17 protein-coding genes are annotated in these 17,285 nt (G+C 72.2%); 7 read left to right on the top strand and 10 right to left on the bottom strand.

The features are described 5' to 3' along the window. Nucleotides 1-174: 174 nt before the first annotated feature. Nucleotides 175-441, top strand: a complete 267-nt coding sequence (locus ABZ810_RS41025; protein ID WP_358412392.1) for a hypothetical protein — start codon at nt 175-177, stop codon at nt 439-441. A 35-nt stretch (nt 442-476) separates the two neighbouring features. Here the strand turns inward: ABZ810_RS41025 and ABZ810_RS41020 are convergent, their stop codons facing one another. Beyond that, entirely contained in the window at nt 477-1,103 is a 627-nt protein-coding gene (locus ABZ810_RS41020; RefSeq protein ID WP_358412390.1) for an HIT domain-containing protein, read from the bottom strand. A gap of 175 nt (nt 1,104-1,278) precedes the next feature. On the opposite strand from ABZ810_RS41020, the gene ABZ810_RS41015 reads away from it, so the two are divergent. Further along, nucleotides 1,279-1,833, top strand: a complete 555-nt coding sequence (locus tag ABZ810_RS41015; protein WP_358412389.1) for an Asp23/Gls24 family envelope stress response protein — start codon at nt 1,279-1,281, stop codon at nt 1,831-1,833. A 126-nt stretch (nt 1,834-1,959) separates the two neighbouring features. On the opposite strand, the gene ABZ810_RS41010 is transcribed toward ABZ810_RS41015, so the two are convergent. The 7 genes from ABZ810_RS41010 to ABZ810_RS40980 all read right to left on the bottom strand — a co-directional run bounded on the left by ABZ810_RS41010 (nt 1,960) and on the right by ABZ810_RS40980 (nt 10,171). Next, nucleotides 1,960-2,562, bottom strand: a complete 603-nt coding sequence (locus ABZ810_RS41010; RefSeq protein WP_358412387.1) for a hypothetical protein — start codon at nt 2,560-2,562, stop codon at nt 1,960-1,962. A gap of 139 nt (nt 2,563-2,701) precedes the next feature. Beyond that, the gene (gene thrS, locus ABZ810_RS41005; RefSeq protein ID WP_358412385.1) at nt 2,702-4,678 is read right to left on the bottom strand and encodes a threonine--tRNA ligase; all 1,977 of its coding nucleotides are present in this window, start codon (nt 4,676-4,678) and stop codon (nt 2,702-2,704) included. Nucleotides 4,679-4,916: 238 nt separating this feature from the next. Beyond that, on the bottom strand, nt 4,917-6,320 hold the full coding sequence (locus tag ABZ810_RS41000; RefSeq protein ID WP_358412556.1) for a sugar porter family MFS transporter: 1,404 nt from the start codon (nt 6,318-6,320) through the stop codon (nt 4,917-4,919). Nucleotides 6,321-6,517: 197 nt separating this feature from the next. Further along, nucleotides 6,518-7,648 (bottom strand): LLM class flavin-dependent oxidoreductase, encoded by a 1,131-nt coding sequence (locus ABZ810_RS40995; protein WP_358412383.1) that lies wholly within the window; start codon nt 7,646-7,648, stop codon nt 6,518-6,520. Beyond that, nucleotides 7,648-8,661 carry an ABC transporter substrate-binding protein gene (locus tag ABZ810_RS40990; RefSeq protein WP_358412381.1) on the bottom strand — a complete coding sequence of 338 codons (1,014 nt, stop codon included), beginning with the start codon at nt 8,659-8,661 and terminating at the stop codon, nt 7,648-7,650. Before ABZ810_RS40990 ends, ABZ810_RS40995 begins: the two co-directional genes overlap by 1 nt. Next, a complete protein-coding gene (locus ABZ810_RS40985) occupies nt 8,658-9,431 on the bottom strand; it encodes an ABC transporter ATP-binding protein (protein WP_358412379.1) in 774 nt (257 codons plus the stop codon). The genes ABZ810_RS40990 and ABZ810_RS40985 overlap by 4 nt, the downstream gene beginning before the upstream one ends. Beyond that, a complete protein-coding gene (locus ABZ810_RS40980) occupies nt 9,407-10,171 on the bottom strand; it encodes an ABC transporter permease (RefSeq protein ID WP_358412377.1) in 765 nt (254 codons plus the stop codon). Before ABZ810_RS40980 ends, ABZ810_RS40985 begins: the two co-directional genes overlap by 25 nt. Before the next feature lie 229 nt (nt 10,172-10,400). Between ABZ810_RS40980 and ABZ810_RS40975 the strand changes: the two genes are divergently transcribed. The 3 genes from ABZ810_RS40975 to ABZ810_RS40965 all read left to right on the top strand — a co-directional run bounded on the left by ABZ810_RS40975 (nt 10,401) and on the right by ABZ810_RS40965 (nt 13,456). After that, on the top strand, nt 10,401-11,657 hold the full coding sequence (locus ABZ810_RS40975; RefSeq protein WP_358412375.1) for a sensor histidine kinase: 1,257 nt from the start codon (nt 10,401-10,403) through the stop codon (nt 11,655-11,657). A gap of 50 nt (nt 11,658-11,707) precedes the next feature. After that, a complete protein-coding gene (locus tag ABZ810_RS40970; RefSeq protein ID WP_358412373.1) occupies nt 11,708-12,385 on the top strand; it encodes a response regulator transcription factor in 678 nt (225 codons plus the stop codon). 141 nt (nt 12,386-12,526) lie between these two features. Continuing rightward, on the top strand, nt 12,527-13,456 hold the full coding sequence (locus tag ABZ810_RS40965) for an alpha/beta hydrolase (protein WP_358412371.1): 930 nt from the start codon (nt 12,527-12,529) through the stop codon (nt 13,454-13,456). A 3-nt stretch (nt 13,457-13,459) separates the two neighbouring features. Here ABZ810_RS40965 and ABZ810_RS40960 read toward each other — a convergent pair whose 3' ends face one another. Further along, nucleotides 13,460-14,416 (bottom strand): NADPH:quinone oxidoreductase family protein, encoded by a 957-nt coding sequence (locus tag ABZ810_RS40960; protein ID WP_358412369.1) that lies wholly within the window; start codon nt 14,414-14,416, stop codon nt 13,460-13,462. Between the two features lie 15 nt (nt 14,417-14,431). Next, complete coding sequence (locus ABZ810_RS40955) at nt 14,432-15,163, bottom strand: SDR family NAD(P)-dependent oxidoreductase (RefSeq protein ID WP_358412367.1); 732 nt, start codon at nt 15,161-15,163, stop codon at nt 14,432-14,434. 46 nt (nt 15,164-15,209) lie between these two features. On the opposite strand from ABZ810_RS40955, the gene ABZ810_RS40950 reads away from it, so the two are divergent. After that, nucleotides 15,210-16,433 (top strand): acyl-CoA dehydrogenase family protein, encoded by a 1,224-nt coding sequence (locus ABZ810_RS40950; protein ID WP_358412365.1) that lies wholly within the window; start codon nt 15,210-15,212, stop codon nt 16,431-16,433. Continuing rightward, nucleotides 16,430-17,089, top strand: coding sequence for a TetR/AcrR family transcriptional regulator (locus tag ABZ810_RS40945; RefSeq protein WP_358412363.1), 660 nt, complete (start codon nt 16,430-16,432; stop codon nt 17,087-17,089). The genes ABZ810_RS40950 and ABZ810_RS40945 overlap by 4 nt, the downstream gene beginning before the upstream one ends. Nucleotides 17,090-17,285: the final 196 nt, after the last annotated feature.

Below are 17,285 nucleotides of genomic sequence, written 5' to 3'. Positions count from 1 at the left end.
CCCTGGGACGCCCGTTGAACAGGCGATAACCGTTCAAAACCGCGCCGACCTACACTCCAGATCATGATCATCGATCGGAGGAGTGATCATGTTGCGCCCAGCGCGGGAACCGCGGTGCCGGCGGGCTCCGGCCCCCGGCCGCGGATAGCCGGCCTCACCCGAGACGGCCTTCCCATGGAGACACCCGCCCACGACGAGGACTGGCAGCACGGCGAGGACGCCCACATCCCCGCCCGCTTCCGGCCGATCCTGGAGCAACTGATCGCCGGGCACACCGACGCGACCGCCAGCCGCAATCTCAACATGTCGTCCCGCACGTTCACCCGCCGGGTCGCCGAGCTCATGGATTACTGCGGCGCCAGAACCCGCTTCCAGTGCGGCATGGAGATCATGCGCCGCGGCTGGACCGATTCCAGGACCCCGACCCGCCACGACCCCTGACCGCCGTCCTCCGCCCGCCCGTAGGAGCGCCGGCGTCAGATGGCGGGCCAGGCGTCGGCGAGCATCTGGCGGGTGTCGCGGAGGAGCTGGGGCAGGACCTTGGTGTGGCCCACGACCGGCATGAAGTTGGTGTCGCCGCCCCAGCGGGGCACCACGTGCTGGTGCAGGTGGGCGGCGATGCCGGCGCCCGCGACCTGGCCGAGGTTCATGCCCACGTTGAAGCCCTGGGCGCCGCTGGCCTTGCGCAGCGCGGTCAGCGAGCGCTGGGTGAAGGTGGCCAGCTCGGCGCACTCGGCCTCGTCCAGCTCGGTGTAGTCGGCGACGTGCCGGTACGGGACCACCATGAGGTGGCCCGAGTTGTACGGGTAGAGGTTGAGGACCGCGAAGACCGACGTGCCGCGGGCCACGATCAGGCCCTCCTCGTCGGTCATCTTGGGGATCTCGCAGAAGGGGCAGCCGTCGCTGGAGCCCGCTCCGGTCGGCTTGTTCTCCCCCTTGATGTAGGCCATCCGGTGGGGGGTCCACAACCGCTGGAAGTTGTCGGCTATGCCCGCTCCGCCGCGTTCCTCCTCAATGGCAGGCTTGCGGGCGCTCTCCGCACCCGACTCGGGCGCGTCCTCGCGCGCCTCCTGCATCACGGGCTCCTCCGGCTCTACGCTCAAGGCGGCGCTCTCCTTTGTTCACGGCCTGACCAGCAGCATAGAGAGAGATGCCGGACGGCCTGAAGCCGGGATCCCCGGCGGCCTCCGGCGTGGCGGCCTCGACATCACGAGCCGGCCGACGCCGCCGGCGTCTCGTCGACACGATGGACACGCACTCGACCCGTGGGGGCAATCGATGACCGACCTCGACAAGGGCTATCCGGGGAGCGGCGGGGACGGCCCGCGGCCCGAGGTCAGGTCCATGCCGTTCTTCCCCGGCCCGTCCGGTCAGGCGCAGGCGCCGTCGCAGGGCGCCGGGATACCGCTCACCGCGCCGCCGCTGGTGCCGGCCCAGGCGGCGGGCGGGCGGCACACCCAGGCCCGCGAGCCCGACCGGGGCGCGCCGCGCGAGGCCGAGGGCCGGATCACCATTGAGGACGAGGTGATCGAGAAGATCGCCACCATCGCCGCCCTCGAGGTGACCGGGGTCGCGACCCTGGCGCGCCGGGGTGAGCCCGCGGACGGGCGCCCGTCCGGGCCGGGCGGCCGGGGCGTGCGGATCCACCTGCGCGACAACGAGGTGACGCTCGACCTCGCCGTGGTCGTGGAGTACGGCAGCGTGATCATGGATGTGGCCAAGGTCGTCAAGACCAACGTGGCCCGGGTGGTCGGGCTGATGCTCGCGATGCGCGTCGTCGCCGTGAACGTCTCGGTCGAGGACGTCAGGATGCCGGCCGACGGGCGCGTCTGACCGCGCGGAGCACCGCCGGGCGGGCAAGGAATCGGGGTCGTTCCCCTCCCGCCCACAGGAACGACCCCGACGACTGGACACGCACTCTAGACACGCGGCACCCCGATACCAAGCGGTTTCCCCCGGTCACCCGCCTGGGCTGGCGTAGCAGCTCTCCATCGCCAGGCCGGTGAACGTGGTGATCTTGACCCGCTGGACCGCCGCGACCGAGACGCCGGCGAACTTGAAGGTGTGCAGCCGGCCGCCCCGGACGGTGGCCTGCTGGGACGAGGTGCGGCCGCCCCGCGCCGTCACCTCGGCGCGGACGAAGCCGTTGCCGGAGACCTTCACGTCGACCTCGAGACCGGTGCCGACCTGGCGGTAGAGCGCGGTGCCCACCGGGCACCAGGTGATCGTTCCGGTGCCCGTGCCCTGGCCGGGCAGCGGGGGCCCGCCGCCCTGCGGGCCCGGGGTCTGCGTCCCCGGATAGGGGCTGCCACCGGTCTGGTTCTGCTGGGGCTGCCCGGGATTGGTCGGCTGGACGGGCTGCGTGACGCCCGGCACCGGATACTGCGGCACCGGGGTGCCCGGGGTCTGCCCGCCGTTCGCGGCCGTGCCCGCGGGCTCCTTGTCGAGCACGGGCATCAGCAGGACCACGACCGCGGCGACGACCAGGGCGACGGTGCCGCCGTAGCCGAGAACCCGGATCCAGGCCGACGGCTTGCGCCCGCGCGGCCTCGTGGCCTTCATCCCTAATCTCCCCGGTCGTGACGAGTGACCGTTGAGGCTACCAACCCTCGGCGCGCCCCGTGGCCGCTCCCCCGATGAGCCGGACGCGCCAGGGCCCGGTCCGCGGCACGGACCGGGCCCTGGACCTCGCCGCCGGGCGTCAGATCTGGACGCGCGCCTCGACGGCCTTGACGATCTCGTCGACCGCCTCGTCGATCGGCACCCCGTTCTTCTGGTCGCCGTTGCGGTAGCGGAACGACACCGCGTCCTTGGCGACGTCGTCGTCACCGGCGAGCAGCATGAACGGGATCTTCTGCTTCTGGGCGTTGCGGATCTTCTTCTGCATGCGGTCGGACGAGGAGTCGACCTCGACCCGCACGCCCCTCTCCTTGAGCCTGGCGGCGATCTTGTCCAGATGCAGGACGTGGGCGTCGCCGATCGGGATGCCGACCGCCTGGACGGGCGACAACCAGGGCGGCATGGCGCCCGCGTAGTGCTCCAGGAGCACGCCGAAGAACCGCTCGATCGAGCCGAACAGCGCCCGGTGGATCATCACCGGCTGCTGCCGGGTGCCGTCGGCCGCCTGGTATTCCAGCTCGAACCGCTTGGGCTGGTTGAAGTCCACCTGGATGGTGGACAGCTGCCAGGTGCGGCCGATCGCGTCCTTGGCCTGGACCGAGATCTTCGGGCCGTAGAACGCCGCGCCGCCCGGGTCGTCGACCAGCTCCAGGCCGGACTCGTCCGCCGCCTGCTTGAGCGCGGCGGTCGCCTCCTCCCAGTCGGCGTCGTCGCCGATGAACTTCTCCGAGTCGTCCTTGGTGGACAGCTCCAGGTAGAACTCGCTGAGCCCGTAGTCGCGCAGCAGCCCGAGGACGAAGCCGAGCAGGTTCTTCAGCTCGTCGCCCATCTGCTCCTTGGTGCAGTAGATGTGCGCGTCGTCCTGGGTCATGCCGCGGACCCGGGTCAGGCCGTGCACCACGCCGGACTTCTCGAAGCGGTACACCGAGCCGAACTCGAACAGCCGCAGCGGCAGCTCGCGGTAGGACCGCCCGCGCGCCCGGAAGACCAGGTTGTGCATCGGGCAGTTCATCGGCTTGAGGTAGTAGTCGGCCCCGTCCACGTCCATGGGCGGGAACATGTCGTCCTTGTACCAGCCGAGGTGGCCGGACACCTCGAAGAGGTCGCCCTTGGTGATGTGCGGGGTGTTGACGAACTCGTAGCCCTCCTCCTCGTGGCGGCGCCGCGAGTAGTCCTCCATCACCCGGCGGACGACGCCGCCCTTGGGGTGGAAGACGGCCAGGCCGCTGCCGATCTCGTTGGGGAACGAGAAGAGGTCGAGCTCGGCGCCCAGCTTGCGGTGGTCGCGCTTCTCGGCCTCCTCCAGCAGCTTGAGGTATTCGTCCTGCTTGTCGCGCGACTCCCAGGCGGTGCCGTAGATGCGCTGGAGCTGCGGGTTCTTCTCGCTGCCCCGCCAGTAGGCGCCGCCGGTGCGCATCAGCTTGAACGCCGGGATGACCCGGGTGGTGGGCAGGTGCGGCCCCCGGCACAGGTCCTTCCAGCGCAGGTCGCCGCTCTTGGCGTCGAGGTTGTCGTAGATGGTCAGCTCGCCCGCGCCGACCTCCACGTCGGCGCCGTCGTCGGACCCGGCGCTGCCCTTGATGCCGATGAGCTCCAGCTTGTACGGCTCGCCGGCGAGCTCCTCGCGGGCGTCCTCGTCGGACACCGCGCGGCGGGAGAACCGCTGTCCCTGCTTGACGATCTCGCGCATGCGCTTCTCGACGCGCTTGAGGTCGTCGGGGGTGAACGGCTCGGCCACGTCGAAGTCGTAGTAGAAGCCGTTCTCCACGGGGGGGCCGATGCCCAGCTTGGCCTCGGGGAACAGCTCCTGCACGGCCTGGGCCATGACGTGCGCGGCCGAGTGGCGCATGATGGCCCGGCCGTCGTCGGAGCCGATCTCGACGGGCTCGATCGCGTCGCCCTCGCGCACCTCGTAGGCCAGGTCGCGCAGGTCGCCGCCGACCCGGGCCGCGATGACGTTCTTGCCGTCCGCCTGGAGGGCCTCCCCGGCGGTCGTGCCAGCGGCCACCACTCGCTCGCTTCCGTCGAGGGTGATGCGCAGCTCAGACACGGTGGACACGGGTTTCTCCTCGCAGTGTGTGACGTGGTGTGACGTCGCCGGACGGGTTCCGATGTTATCGACTCGAGGCCCTGGACAGACGAATAAGGCCCCGGGAGCGAACTCCCGGGGCCTCAACCGCGTGCTAAGTCAGGGCAGGCGGCCGTCGCGCCGGGAGCGACCCGGCGTCGTCGTCTCGAATGCCTCCGCCATGCCTCCATCATAGCGGGTCGGCGTCGCCACGGCGCGGCCCTGCCCGTCAGGCCTCGCGGGCGCGACGCCCGCGGCCGATCTGCAGGTCGTCCATGTCCTCGAGCTCGCGCCCCTTGGTCTCGGGCACGTTCCGCAGGACGAAGACGAACGCCAGCAGGGCGAAGACGGTGTAGATGCCGTAGGCCAGGCCCAGCGACACCCCGGAGAGGCCGGGGAAGGTCGTGGTGATGATCCAGTTGGCGATCCACTGCGCGGCGGCGGCCACGGCCAGCGCCGAGGCGCGGATGAAGTTGTTGAACATCTCGCCGAGCATGACCCACACCACCGGCCCCCAGGTCGCGGCGAACGCCACCACGTAGAGGTTGGCGGCGATCAGCGCGATGGGCGCGGCGACATCACCGAGCTGCGGTTCGTCGTTGACCACCGGGGCGGTGGCGAAGCATATCGTCATGATGCCCAGAGTGATCGTCATGCCCGCGGCGCCGGCCAGCAGCAGCGGCTTGCGCCCGATCTTGTCGACCAGGGCGATCGCGATCAGCGTGGAGACCACGTTGACGATCGAGTTGATCACCGAGGTCAGCATGGCGTCGTTCTCGCTGAACCCGACCGCCTGCCACAACGAGGACGAGTAGTAGAAGATGACGTTGATGCCGACGAACTGCTGGAACACCGACAGCAGGATGCCGACCCAGACGATCGGCATCAGGCCGAACCGCGATCCGCGCAGGTCCTTCAGGTGCACCGGGCGGTCGCTGGCGATCGACTTGACGATCTCGCCCAGCTTGACGTCGACGTCGCCGCGGCCCATGACCTTGGCCAGCACCTGGCGGGCCCGCGCGAGCTGCTTCTTCTTGACCAGGTAGCGCGGCGACTCCGGGATCGTCGTGGCGATCACCCCGTACATGATGGCGGGGATGATGGCACTGGCGAACATCCACCGCCAGGCCGTGCCGCCCCACGGGAAGTCGCCACCGGCGCCGCCGTCGGAGACCCGCGCGATCACGTAGTCGACGACCAGCGCGGCGAAGATGCCGAGCACGATCGCCATCTGCTGGAGCGAGCCGAGCCGCCCCCGCAGGTTGGCGGGCGCGATCTCGGCGATGTAGGCGGGCGCGATGACCGACGCCGCGCCAATCGCGAGGCCGCCGATCACCCGCCAGAACGTCAGGTCCCAGGCGTTGAACGCCAGCGCCGAGCCCAGCGAGCTGATCGTGAAGAGGATGGCGGCGATGAGCATCACCCGGACCCGGCCGATCCGGTCCGACAGCGGGCCGGCGAACCAGGCGCCGACCGCGCAGCCGAGCAGCGCCGAGGACACGACGAAGCCCACCACCACCGAGTTGAGGTGGAACTGGGCCTTCAGCGCGTCGACTGTGCCGTTGATCACCGACGAGTCGTAACCGAACAGGAACCCGCCGAGCGCCGCGGCGCCGGCCAGCAGCACCACCATCGCGGGCGAGCCGGACGCGTGTTCTTCCTGCGGCGACGCGCTCGGCGCCTCACCGCTCCCCCCGTGAGCCATGAAGCTGATCTTCCCCGGAGAAGACCACCCTAAGCAGGCCTTCGATCACTCACCGCGATCGGCAGCGCCCCGGACGGGCGGAGACCACAAGATCACACTCCCGTCGGGGCGCGGCCGGCGCCCCGTCAGAGCACGCCGCGGCGGCGCAGTTCGGGCAGGACGCCCTCACCGAACCAGTACGCCTCCTCCAGGTGCGGATAGCCGGAGAGGATGAACTCCTCGATGCCCAGCGCCGCGTACTCCCCGATCAGGTCGGCGACCTCGGCGTGGCTGCCGACCAGCGCGGTGCCCGCGCCGCCCCGCACCAGCCCGACGCCCGCCCAGAGGCCCGGATGGATCTCCAGGTCGCGGACGTCCCCGCTGGCCCGGAACCGTTCGTGCTGGGCGCGCATCCGCCGCTGCCCCTCCGACTCGCTGGCCGCCAGCGCCTCCTGGGCCCTGGCGATGTGGGACGGGTCGAGGCCGGCCAGCAGCCGCCCCGCCTCGGTCCAGGCGGCCTCGGAGGTGTCGCGGCTGACGGTGTGCAGGCGGATGCCGAAGCGCAGCGTCCGGCCTTCCGCCGCGGCGAGCCCGCGCATCCAGTCGAGCTTCGCGGCCACCTGCGCGGGCGGTTCGCCCCAGGTCAGGTAGGTGTCCACGTGGCGCGCGGCGACCGGTCCCGCGGCCTGCGAGGACCCGCCGAAGTAGATCTGCGGGATCGGGTCCGGCGGCACCGCGGTGGTGGCGCCGTCCACGTGGTAGTGCTCGCCCTTGAAGTCGAACGGCTCCGCGCCCCAGGCGCCGCGCAGGATCGACAGGAACTCGCCGGTGCGGGCGTACCGCTCGGAGTGGTCGAGGTGGTCGCCGAACCGGCGCTGCTCGGCCGACTCGCCGCCGGTGACGATGTTGAGCAGCAGCCGGCCGCCGGAGATGCGCTGGTAGGTGGCGGCCTGCTGCGCGGCGAGCGTCGGCGAGATGAAGCCCGGCCGGAACGCGACCAGGTACTTCAGCCGGGACGTCTCGCGCAGCAGCGCCGCCGTCACCAGCCAGGCGTCCTCGCACCACGTGCCGGTCGGCGTGAGCACCCCCTCGTAGCCGAGCTGCTCGGCCGAACGGGCGATCTGGGCCAGGTAGTCGATGTCGGGCGGGCGGACCGCGTTGGCGGTGCCGGGCGCGGGCTCGGGGCGTCCCACGCCGCGCGGGATGCTGTGCCCGCCGCCGATCAGGGCCCGGCTGTCGCCGGTGGTCGGCAGGAACCAGTGGAACTTCAAGGCCATCACTTCACCTCGACGTCGTTGAAGCGGCGGTCTACGAACTCGGACATGTCGACCTTGGCGGGGATGAGGCCCTGCTCCTTGAACGCGTCGGCGACCTGCTGCTCGTGCGCGACGACGCCCTCGTCGACCTTGATGAGCTTGGCGGCCCGGCGGCGGGCCGCCTGCTCGGCCACCGGCAGCGGCAGGCCGGTGTCCTTGGACCAGACCGCGCCCCACTCCTTGGGGTGGTCGGCCGCCCAGACCAGGGCGCGCCGCTGCCGGGCGATGTAGTCGCGCAGCGCGGCCTCCTTCGCCTTGCTGCCCAGGGCCTTCTCGCCCGCGACGAGCAGGTTGAAGCCGGTGGTGTAGCCGTTGCCGTCCACCAGGACGCGGGCGCCCGCCTGGGCCTCGCCCTGCGCCGTGTAGGGGTCCCAGATCGCCCAGGCGTCGAGCTTGCCCTGGGCGAACGCGGCGAGGGCGTCCGGCGGGGCGAGGTACTGCGGCTCGATGTCCTTGAACGTGAGTCCGGCGCGCTTCAGGACGGTCACCAGGTGGTAGTGGGCCGAGCTGCCCTTGGCCACCGCGATCCGCTTGCCCTTGAGCTCGGCGGGGGCGCGGATCGGCGAGTCCCTGGGCACCAGGACCGCCTGGCCGGTCAGCCCGATGTCCGCGGCGGCGATGATCTTGATCTTGGAGCCCGCGGCGGCGGCGAAGACGGGCGGGGCGTTGCCGACCGCGCCGAAGTCGACCGCGCCGGCGTTGACCGCCTCCAGCAGCGGCGGGCCCGAGGTGAACTGCTTGAACTCGACCTTGTACTTGAGGTTCTTCAGCTCCCCGGCCGCGCTGAGCAGCGCGTTCTGGCCGCCCTTCTGGTCGCCGATCCGGAGCGTGACCTTGGCCAGGTCGATCGAGCCGTCCTTGCCGATCGCGGGGTCCTCGGCGCCTCCGTCTCCGCCGCCACAGGCCGCGGCGGCGGTCACCACGGCGGTGAGACCTGCGGCGGCGATGATCGTGCGGAGTCGTCTGATGGTCATGCGGTTCCTTCGGGAGTGACGCCGAGCGTGGTGAGCAGGGTCGAACGGAGGCCGATGAGGTCGGGATGGTCGCGGTGGCGCGGCCGCGGCAGGTTCACACGGGACTCGTGCGCGATCCGGCCCTCGTCCAGGACGAGCACGCGGTCGGCCAGCAGGAGCGCCTCGTCCACGTCGTGGGTGACGAGCAGGAGGCCGGGCCCGTGCTTCTCCCACAGGTCCAGGACGAGGCGGTGCATGGTGATGCGGGTGAGCGCGTCCAGCGCGCTGAACGGCTCGTCGAGCAGCAGCAGCCCGGGCTCGCGCACCAGGGCGCGGGCGAGGGAGGCGCGCTGCGCCTCGCCGCCCGACAGCGTGAGAGGCCACGCTCCGCCGCGTTCGGTCAGCCCCACCTCGCCGAGCGCCCGCTCGGCGTCGGCGCGCGGGCGGTCGGTGCGCAGGCCGAGGGCGACGTTGGCCCACACCCGTTTCCAGGGCACCAGGCGTGGCTCCTGGAAGGCCACCGACACCGTGCCGTCCACGGCGAGCTCGCCGCCGGTGTCACGGTCCAGGCCGGCCAGGGCGCGCAGCAGCGTGGACTTGCCCGACCCGCTGCGGCCGAGCAGCGCGACGAACTCGCCGCGCTCGATGGTCAGGTCGACGCCGTCGAGCACCGTGCGTTCACCGAAGCGCTTGGTCAGGCCGCGCACCCGCGCGGCGACCCGGCCGGAACCGGGGTCCGAGCCGGCGTCGGTGCCGGTGTCAGCGGTCAGGACAGGAAGCCCTTCCGCCATGTGAGGGCCCTCCTTTCGAGCAGCCGGACGATGGCGTCGGTGAGCAGGCCGAGCGCCGCGTACACGATGAGCCCGAGCACGACGATGTCGGTGCGCAGGAACTCCCGGGCGTTGTTGATCATGAAGCCGAGCCCCGAGCTGGCGTTGATCTGCTCGGCCACGATGAGCGCCAGCCAGGCGAGGCCGAGGCTCTGCCGGAGCCCCACCAGCGCCTGCGGCAGCGCGCCGGGCAGCACGATGTGGAAGACCAGCCCGATCCGGCTCAGCCGCAGCACGTGGGCGACCTCGGCGAGCTTGCCGTCCACGCCGCGGATGCCCGCGAACGTGTTGAGGTAGAGCGGGAAGGCCACGCCGAGCGCGACCAGCGCCACCTTGGGCGCCTCCCCGATGCCGAACCACAGGATGAACAGCGGGATCAGGCCGAACAGCGGCAGCGCGCGGAGCATCTGCATGATCGGGTCGACGGCGTGCTCGCCGAGGCGGCTGAGCCCGGCGATCAGCGCCAGGCCGACGCCGGCGACCGCGCCGGCCAGGAAGCCCGCCCCGGCCCGCTGGACCGAGGTGAGGATCGCCTCGACGAGGGTGCCGTCCCGGAACAGCTCCAGGGCGGTGTCGGCGATCGTGCTGGGTGCGGGGACGGTGCGTTCGGAGACCAGGCCCGCGGCGGACACGATCTGCCAGACGGCCAGCACCACCACGGGACTGGCCAGCCGGGCGAGCGCCTGCCTGGGCACCCGCACGGACGAGGACCGCGGCCGGGTGCTCGGTGAGGGGCGTGCGAGATCAAGGGACGAGGTGGACACCGGGCCAGCGTGGCAAGAATTCCATACCAAGTCAATCGGTAATACCTGTAAGGTAGGGCATAGCCGGGACGAACCCGCTGATCACGGCTGATACTCAGGGTCCGGATGCGATCTCACCCTCCGGAGGCACGTCATCGAGGTCGCGGCGGCTTAGGCTCGGCCTCAAATGAACGTCCACGGTCACTCCGCGCCCCACAAGCCGCCCAGTCTGGTCGGGGGAATCCGCGACGCCCTGCTGTCCAGCCCGGACGGCCCGCGCCGGATGCTCCTGCCCACGCCGATCTGGCTGCGCCTGCCCGCACTGGCACTGCTGGTGGCCATGACGGTCGGGTTCACCGCCGGCGCCGTCGCCATCCCGATCAACATCTTCGAGAAGCCCATCTCGCCCAGCGCCGCCTGGGTCATCGGCGTGGCGCAGGCGCTGCCGATGTTGTTCGCGCCGCGCTGGCCGCTGCTCTCCTGGCGGGTGAGCACGCTGGGCTTCCTCGCCGGCGCGGTGGTGTTCCAGGACCGCTACTTCTGGCCCTGGCCGGTCCCCGCCTGGCTGGCGTTCATGCTGATCCTGTTCTTCGTCGGCGTCGGCAGCGACCGGCAGACCGTCATCGGCGTCGGCGCGGTGACCACGCTCGGCATGCTCGTCCCCGGCGTGCTCCTCGCGATGCCCGGCTGGTACGGGATGATCCTGCTCGGGCTGGTCGTCGTCGCGCTGACGTTCGGCGACGCGGTCGGCGGGCGGTACGCGGCCGAACGCAGCCTGCGCGAGCAGGAGGAGCTGCGCCGCCAGGACCTCGCCCGCGCGGCGGTCCTGGAGGAGCGCGCCAGAATCGCGCGCGAGCTCCACGACGTCGTGGCCCACCACATGTCGGTCATCGCGATGCAGGCGGAGGCCGCGCCGTTCAAGATCCCCGACCTTCCGGACGAGGCCAAGCAGACCTTCGGCGTGGTGCGCGACGCCGCGCGCGACGCCCTCACCGAGACCCGCCGCGTCGTCGGCCTGCTGCGGTCCGACGACGAGGGCGCCGAACGGGCCCCGCAACCCGGCCTCGACCAGATCGAGGACCTGCTCGCCGGGGCGCGGCGTTCCGGTCTGTCGGTCGGGCTCTCGGTCGTCGGCCTGCCGCGGCCGGTGTCGGCGGGCGTCGATCTGTCGGCCTACCGGATCGTGCAGGAGTCGCTGAGCAACGCCGCCCGCTACGCGCCCGGGTCCCGCGTGCAGGTCGTGATCAGGTACGCCCGGGAGACGTTGCAGATCACCGTCACCGACGACGGCGCGCGCACCACCCCCGAGGAGTCGCAGGGCGGCGGCCACGGGCTGGTGGGCATGCACGAGCGGGTGGCGATGCTCGGCGGCACGCTCACCGCCACCCCCCACGAGGGCGGCTGGCAGGTCGCGGCCGAGCTGCCCTCCGGCCACGGCGCCTGAGCCGCCGCACCGGCCATGCGAAGGCCGTGCACAGGCCATATGGTGCTCTCGTGAGCATTCGGGTGCTGATCGCCGACGATCAGGTGATGATCCGTGACGGCCTGGCCGCGCTGCTGTCCTCCGATCCGGAGATCGAGGTGATCGGGCAGGCGGGCAACGGCCGCGAGGCGGTGGAACTGGCGCGCAAGCTCGACCCCGACGTGATCGTCATGGACATCCGCATGCCGGAGATGGACGGCCTGGCCGCCACCGCCGAGCTGGTCGGCGAGCCGCCGGCCGACGACGTCGATCCGGCGGGCGTGCGGCCCAAGGTGCTGGTCCTCACCACGTTCGATCTCGACGAATACGTCTACGAGGCGCTCGGCGCGGGCGCCAGCGGGTTCCTCCTCAAGGACGCCTCGGCCGCCGACCTGGTCAGCGGCGTGCGGGTGGTCGCGGCGGGAGACGCGCTGCTCGCCCCGTCCATCACCCGGCGGCTGATCGGCGACTTCGCCCGCCGGCGCCGCCACCAGCGGCCCAGCCCCGGCGCGACCGCCGGCCTCACCCCGCGCGAGCTGGACGTGCTGCGGCTCATCGCGCGCGGGCTGTCCAACGCGGAGATCGCCGGCGAGCTGGTGCTGGCCGAGCAGACGATCAAGACGCATGTCGGGCACGTGCTGACCAAGCTCGGCCTGCGCGACCGCACCCAGGCCGTCGTCTACGCCTACGAGAACGGCCTGGTCGGCTGAGAGCGGGCGCCGGTCCCGTTCCCCCGCGCGCCGCCGAGCCTCCAGCGGAGGTCAACGGACCCTAATGTCTGCGGAGCGGCTCCCGACTTGCCGTGCTTGGGCGATGCGCGCAGGGCCCTCCGCTTCGTACCGTCCTGCCGTGTGAAGCCGCTCCAGACGTTCGTCCTCGGTGTGACCCTGTCCCTCGGCTCCGCGGCCACGGGCTGGCTCGCCGCGGCCGGGGGGCACGGCGTGCCGGACGGGCACTTCGAAGCGGCCACCGACCTGCGCGGCGCCGCCGCCGGGGCGCACTACGCGGCCGCGGAACGCGCCGCCGACCGGCACTTCCCCGGCTGGCGCGCGAGCACGCGGCACCGGCAGGCGCGGCTGCTCGGCCTCGACCCGCGCGGCGACGGCCGGGCGGTCGAGGTCTTCGGCGACCTGGACGCCGCGCGCCGCGTCGCCGTGCTCGTCCCGGGCAGCGGCTGGGACCTGCGGCGGGTGATGAGGAACGTCGGAAGGCGCAACGCCAACCCGGTCGCGGCGGCCGCCGACCTCGAGGCCGAGCTGGCCCGGCTCTCCCCCGGCACGCCGACCGCCGTCGTCTCCTGGCTCGGGTACGACGCGCCCGAGGCGATCGACCGGCAGTCGGCCCGCTCGGAACGCGCGATCGCCGGAGGCCGCGCGCTGGCCCGCTTCACCCGGGGGCTGCCGCGCCGGGCCGCGGTCACGCTCGTCGGGCACAGCTACGGCTCGGTCGTCGGCGGCCGGGCGCTCAGCGGCTTCGGGGCGCGCGCCGAGCAGCTGGTCGCGCTGGGCTCCCCCGGCATGGACGTCGCCACGGCGGACCAGCTGGGGGTGCCCGTCTGGGCGGCGCGCGACCCGCACGACCCGATCGGGTTCGCCCCGCACCTGCGCCTCGCCGGGTACGGCCACGGCGCCGACCCGACCGCGCCACGCTTCGGCGCGCGGGTCTTCGCCACCGGCCGCACCGGCGGGCACGGCGGTTACTACCTGCCGGGAACCGAGTCGCTCACCAACCTCGCCCGCATCGTGCTCGGGCGGACCGCGGAGGTGACCCCGGCCCGCTGAGCGTCAGCGCGACGGGTCGAGCAGGAGCTTGCCGGAGGTACGGCGCGCCCGCAGGTCCTCGTGCGCCCGGCGGACCTCCGACAACCCGTACTCGCCGCCGGGGATCACCCGCAGCCCGCCGCCGGCGGCCAGCGCGAACAGCTCGTCCAGCGACCGGCGCATCACGTCACCGGGCAGCTGGAACACGTGCGCCAGCCACATCCCGGCGATCGTCGTGGAGTGCGACATGAGGTTGGCGGGGTTGACCGGCTTGGGCGGCTGCCTGGACGCCATCCCGTAGAACGCCAGGCGCCCGTACGGGGCCAGGGCCTTGAGGCTGTCGTCGGTGACCTTGCCGCCGGTCATCTCCAGCACGACGTCGACCCGCTTGCCGCCGTTGGCCTCGATGAGCGCGGCCTTCATGTCCGGCTCGGCCGCGTCGACCGCGACGTCGGCGCCGAGCTCCAGCGCCAGGTCGCGCTTCTCCTTGGAGGAGGCGGTGGCGATCACCCGGCCCGCGCCCCACGCCTTGGCGAGCTGGACGGCCAGGGTGCCGACCCCGCCCGCGGCGGCGTGCACGACCACCGACTCGCCCGCCTCCATGTGCACGCTGCGGCGCAGCAGCACCCAGGCGGTGGCCCCCTGCACGACCATGGCGAGCGCGGTCAGGTCGTCGACGGCGTCCGGGACGTCCCAGGCCAGCGTCTGCGGCGCGACGGCCCGCTCCGCGTACCCGCCGGAGCCGACCAGGGCGACCACGCGGCGGCCGTCGGCGGTGGTGCCCACCACCTCGCCGCCCGGGACCAGCGGCAGCGTGGACGGGGACAGGTAGCTGTTCTCGGCCTGGTGGGTGTCGGCGTAGTTGATGCCGGCCCGGGAGACCTCGACGAGGAGCTGCCCCTCGCCCGCGACCGGGTCGGGCAGCTCGGTGACGTTCAGGACCTCGGGGCCGCCGAACTCGGTGATCTGGATGGCGCGCATGAAACTGATCCTCTCTCAGCGCGGGCCGGGGACGCCGCGGAACGTGAAAGGCCCGGACTCGCGGCCGGGCACCACGAACCAGGCGTCGCCCGCGGTGTCGGCGGCGACGATCGCCATGAACGTGTCGACCACGGCCTCGACCTCCAGGATGGGGAAGCCCGTCTCCTCCAGGTGCTCCTTCAGCTGGCCGAGGATGTCGGTGTAGGCGAACGACGGGCACAGCGCGTTGACCCGGATGCCCTCCTCGAGGTGCGTCGGCCCGAGCGCCCGCACCAGCCCGACCACCGCGGCCTTGTTGGCGCCGTAGATCGGGTCGAACGGCGTCGCGGTGAGCCCCGCCATGCTGGCGGTCGCGATGATCTGGCCGCCGCCCCGGGCCCGCAGCGCGGGCAGCGCCGCGTGCACGCCGTAGACGACGCCGTCGAGGTTGATGGCCATGGCGCGCCGGTAGGCGACGGGGTCGAAGTCGGCGTCGACGCCGCACCCGCTGGCGATCCCCGCGTTCAGGAAGGCGATGTCGAGGCCGCCGAACCGGTCCGTGGCCGCGGCGACCGCGGCCTCGCTGTCCGCGGGCTCGCGGACGTCGCAGCGCACGAACGCGCCGTCCAGCTCCTTGGCCAGCGCCGTGCCGCGTTCCTCGTCGATGTCGGCGAGCACCACCCGGGCGCCCTGGCCTGCCAGCCGGCGGGCGACCGCCGCGCCGATCCCGTTCGAGCCGCCCGTGATGAGCACGACCTTGCCGTCCATGGGGCTCCCCTTCCTAAGTAACTGACGCGTCAGTTACTATAACCGAATGGACTTCGGTTTGAGTGCGCGGGCCCAGGAGTACATGGGCCTGCTTCAGGACTTCATGGACTCCCACGTCTACCCCGCCGAGCCGGTCTACGAGGCCCAGCGGGCGGAGCTGCGCGCGTCCGGGCACGAGCACACCGTCCCGCCGATCGTCGAGGAGCTCAAGGTCGAGGCCCGCAAGCGCGGCCTCTGGAACCTCTTCCTCCCCGACGCCACCGAGCCCGCGCACGGCCTGACGGTCACCGACTACGCGTCCCTCGCCGAGGTCACGGGCCGCTCCCCGCACCTGGCGCCCGAGGCCACCAACTGCGCGGCGCCCGACACCGGCAACATGGAGGTGCTCCACCTCTTCGGGTCCCCCGAGCAGAAGGAGCGCTGGCTCACGCCGCTCCTCAACGGCGAGATCCGCAGCGCGTTCGCGATGACCGAGCCGGACGTGGCCAGCTCCGACGCGACCAACATCTCGACCCGCGTCGAGCGCGACGGCGACCACTACGTCATCAACGGCCGCAAGTGGTGGATCAGCGGCTCGGCCGACCCGCGCTGCGAGATCATGATCGTCATGGGCAAGACCGACCCCGAGGCCCACGTCTACCGGCAGCAGTCCATGGTGCTGGTCCCGCTGGACACCCCCGGCGTCGAGGTCGTGCGCCCGCTGCCCGTGTTCGGCTACTCCGACCAGCACGGCCACTGCGAGATCCGCTTCACCGACGTCCGCGTCCCGGTGGAGAACCTCGTCGGCGAGGAGGGCGGCGGCTTCGCCATCGCCCAGGCCCGCCTCGGCCCCGGCCGCATCCACCACTGCATGCGCGCCATCGGCATGGCCGAGCGCGCCCTGGAGCTGATGTGCGAGCGCGCGGTCTCCCGCGTCGCGTTCGGCGGCCCGCTCGCCAAGCAGGGCGTGGTCCGCGAGCAGATCGCCGAGTCGCGGATGGCCATCGAGCAGGCCCGCCTGCTCACGCTCAAGACCGCCTGGATGATCGACAAGCACGGCGTGCAGGCCGCGCGCTCCGAGGTCGCCGCCATCAAGGTCATCGCGCCGCGGGCCGCGCTGGAGGTCGTCGACCGCGCGATCCAGGTGCACGGCGGCGCCGGCGTCAGCGAGGACACCCCGCTCGCCCGCATGTGGGCGGGCCTGCGCACGCTGCGCCTGGCCGACGGCCCCGACGAGGTGCACGTCCGTTCCGTGGCCCGCGCCGAACTGGGTAAGTACCTCGGCACATGACCGACACCACGGGGGAGGCGACGGGCGTACGGCGGCGGATGCCGTACGCCCAGCGCCGGGTGCAGCTGCTGCGGGTCGCGCTGGAGGAGTTCGGGCGCCGCGGTTACCACCTGACCCAGATGGAGCACGTCGCCGCGACGGCGCGGGTCTCCAAGGCGCTGCTCTACCAGCACTTCGACTCCAAGGAGGAGCTGTTCGCCGAGGTGACCGAGTCGATCGTCGCCGACATCACGCGGCGGCTGAACGACTCGGTCCAGGGTTCGCAGGACTCGGTCTCGGGCATCCGGGCGATGGTCCAGGTGCTGTTCGACTACGCCACCGAGAACCCGGACGCGTGGACGCTGGTGGTGCGGCACCTGGACAAGCCCGAGGTCGGCCTCGAACTGCGCGAGCTGCGCGACCGCCTCGGCGAGGCGTTCGCCGACATCCTGCTGCGCCGCCGCCGCGCCGACCCGGCCCTCTCCCCCGCCGAGCTGGAGGCCAACGAACGTCGCGCGCGCCTGCTCGTGCCGCTCATGTACGGCTCGATGCTCTCGATGGTCTCCTGGTGGCTGGAGCATCCCGACACCCCGCGCGAGCGGGCCGAGGGCATGGCCGTCGAGTTCATCTGGCTTGGCCTTGACCGGCTCCGCCACGGCGAGCGCCTGCGCCCCTGAAGAGCCCGGCGGCAGGGGTCCCGGGCGGTCCGTAGTGAACGATGATGCTCTTGTCCGGGTCCTCCTCCACCGCGAGCTTGATATGGCGCAGCACGGGGGCCGTGGAACGTCAGCCACACCGCGTCGCGCTCGTCGGCCAGCCGCTCCGCCGGGTCGCCGAACAGGTCGCTGACGGTGGAGTTCGAAGGTTGACCCG

It is taken from the genome of Spirillospora sp. NPDC047279 (assembly GCF_040643285.1).
In the GTDB taxonomy this organism is placed as follows: domain Bacteria; phylum Actinomycetota; class Actinomycetes; order Streptosporangiales; family Streptosporangiaceae; genus Spirillospora.
This window is presented reverse-complemented; position numbering and strand designations above follow the sequence as displayed.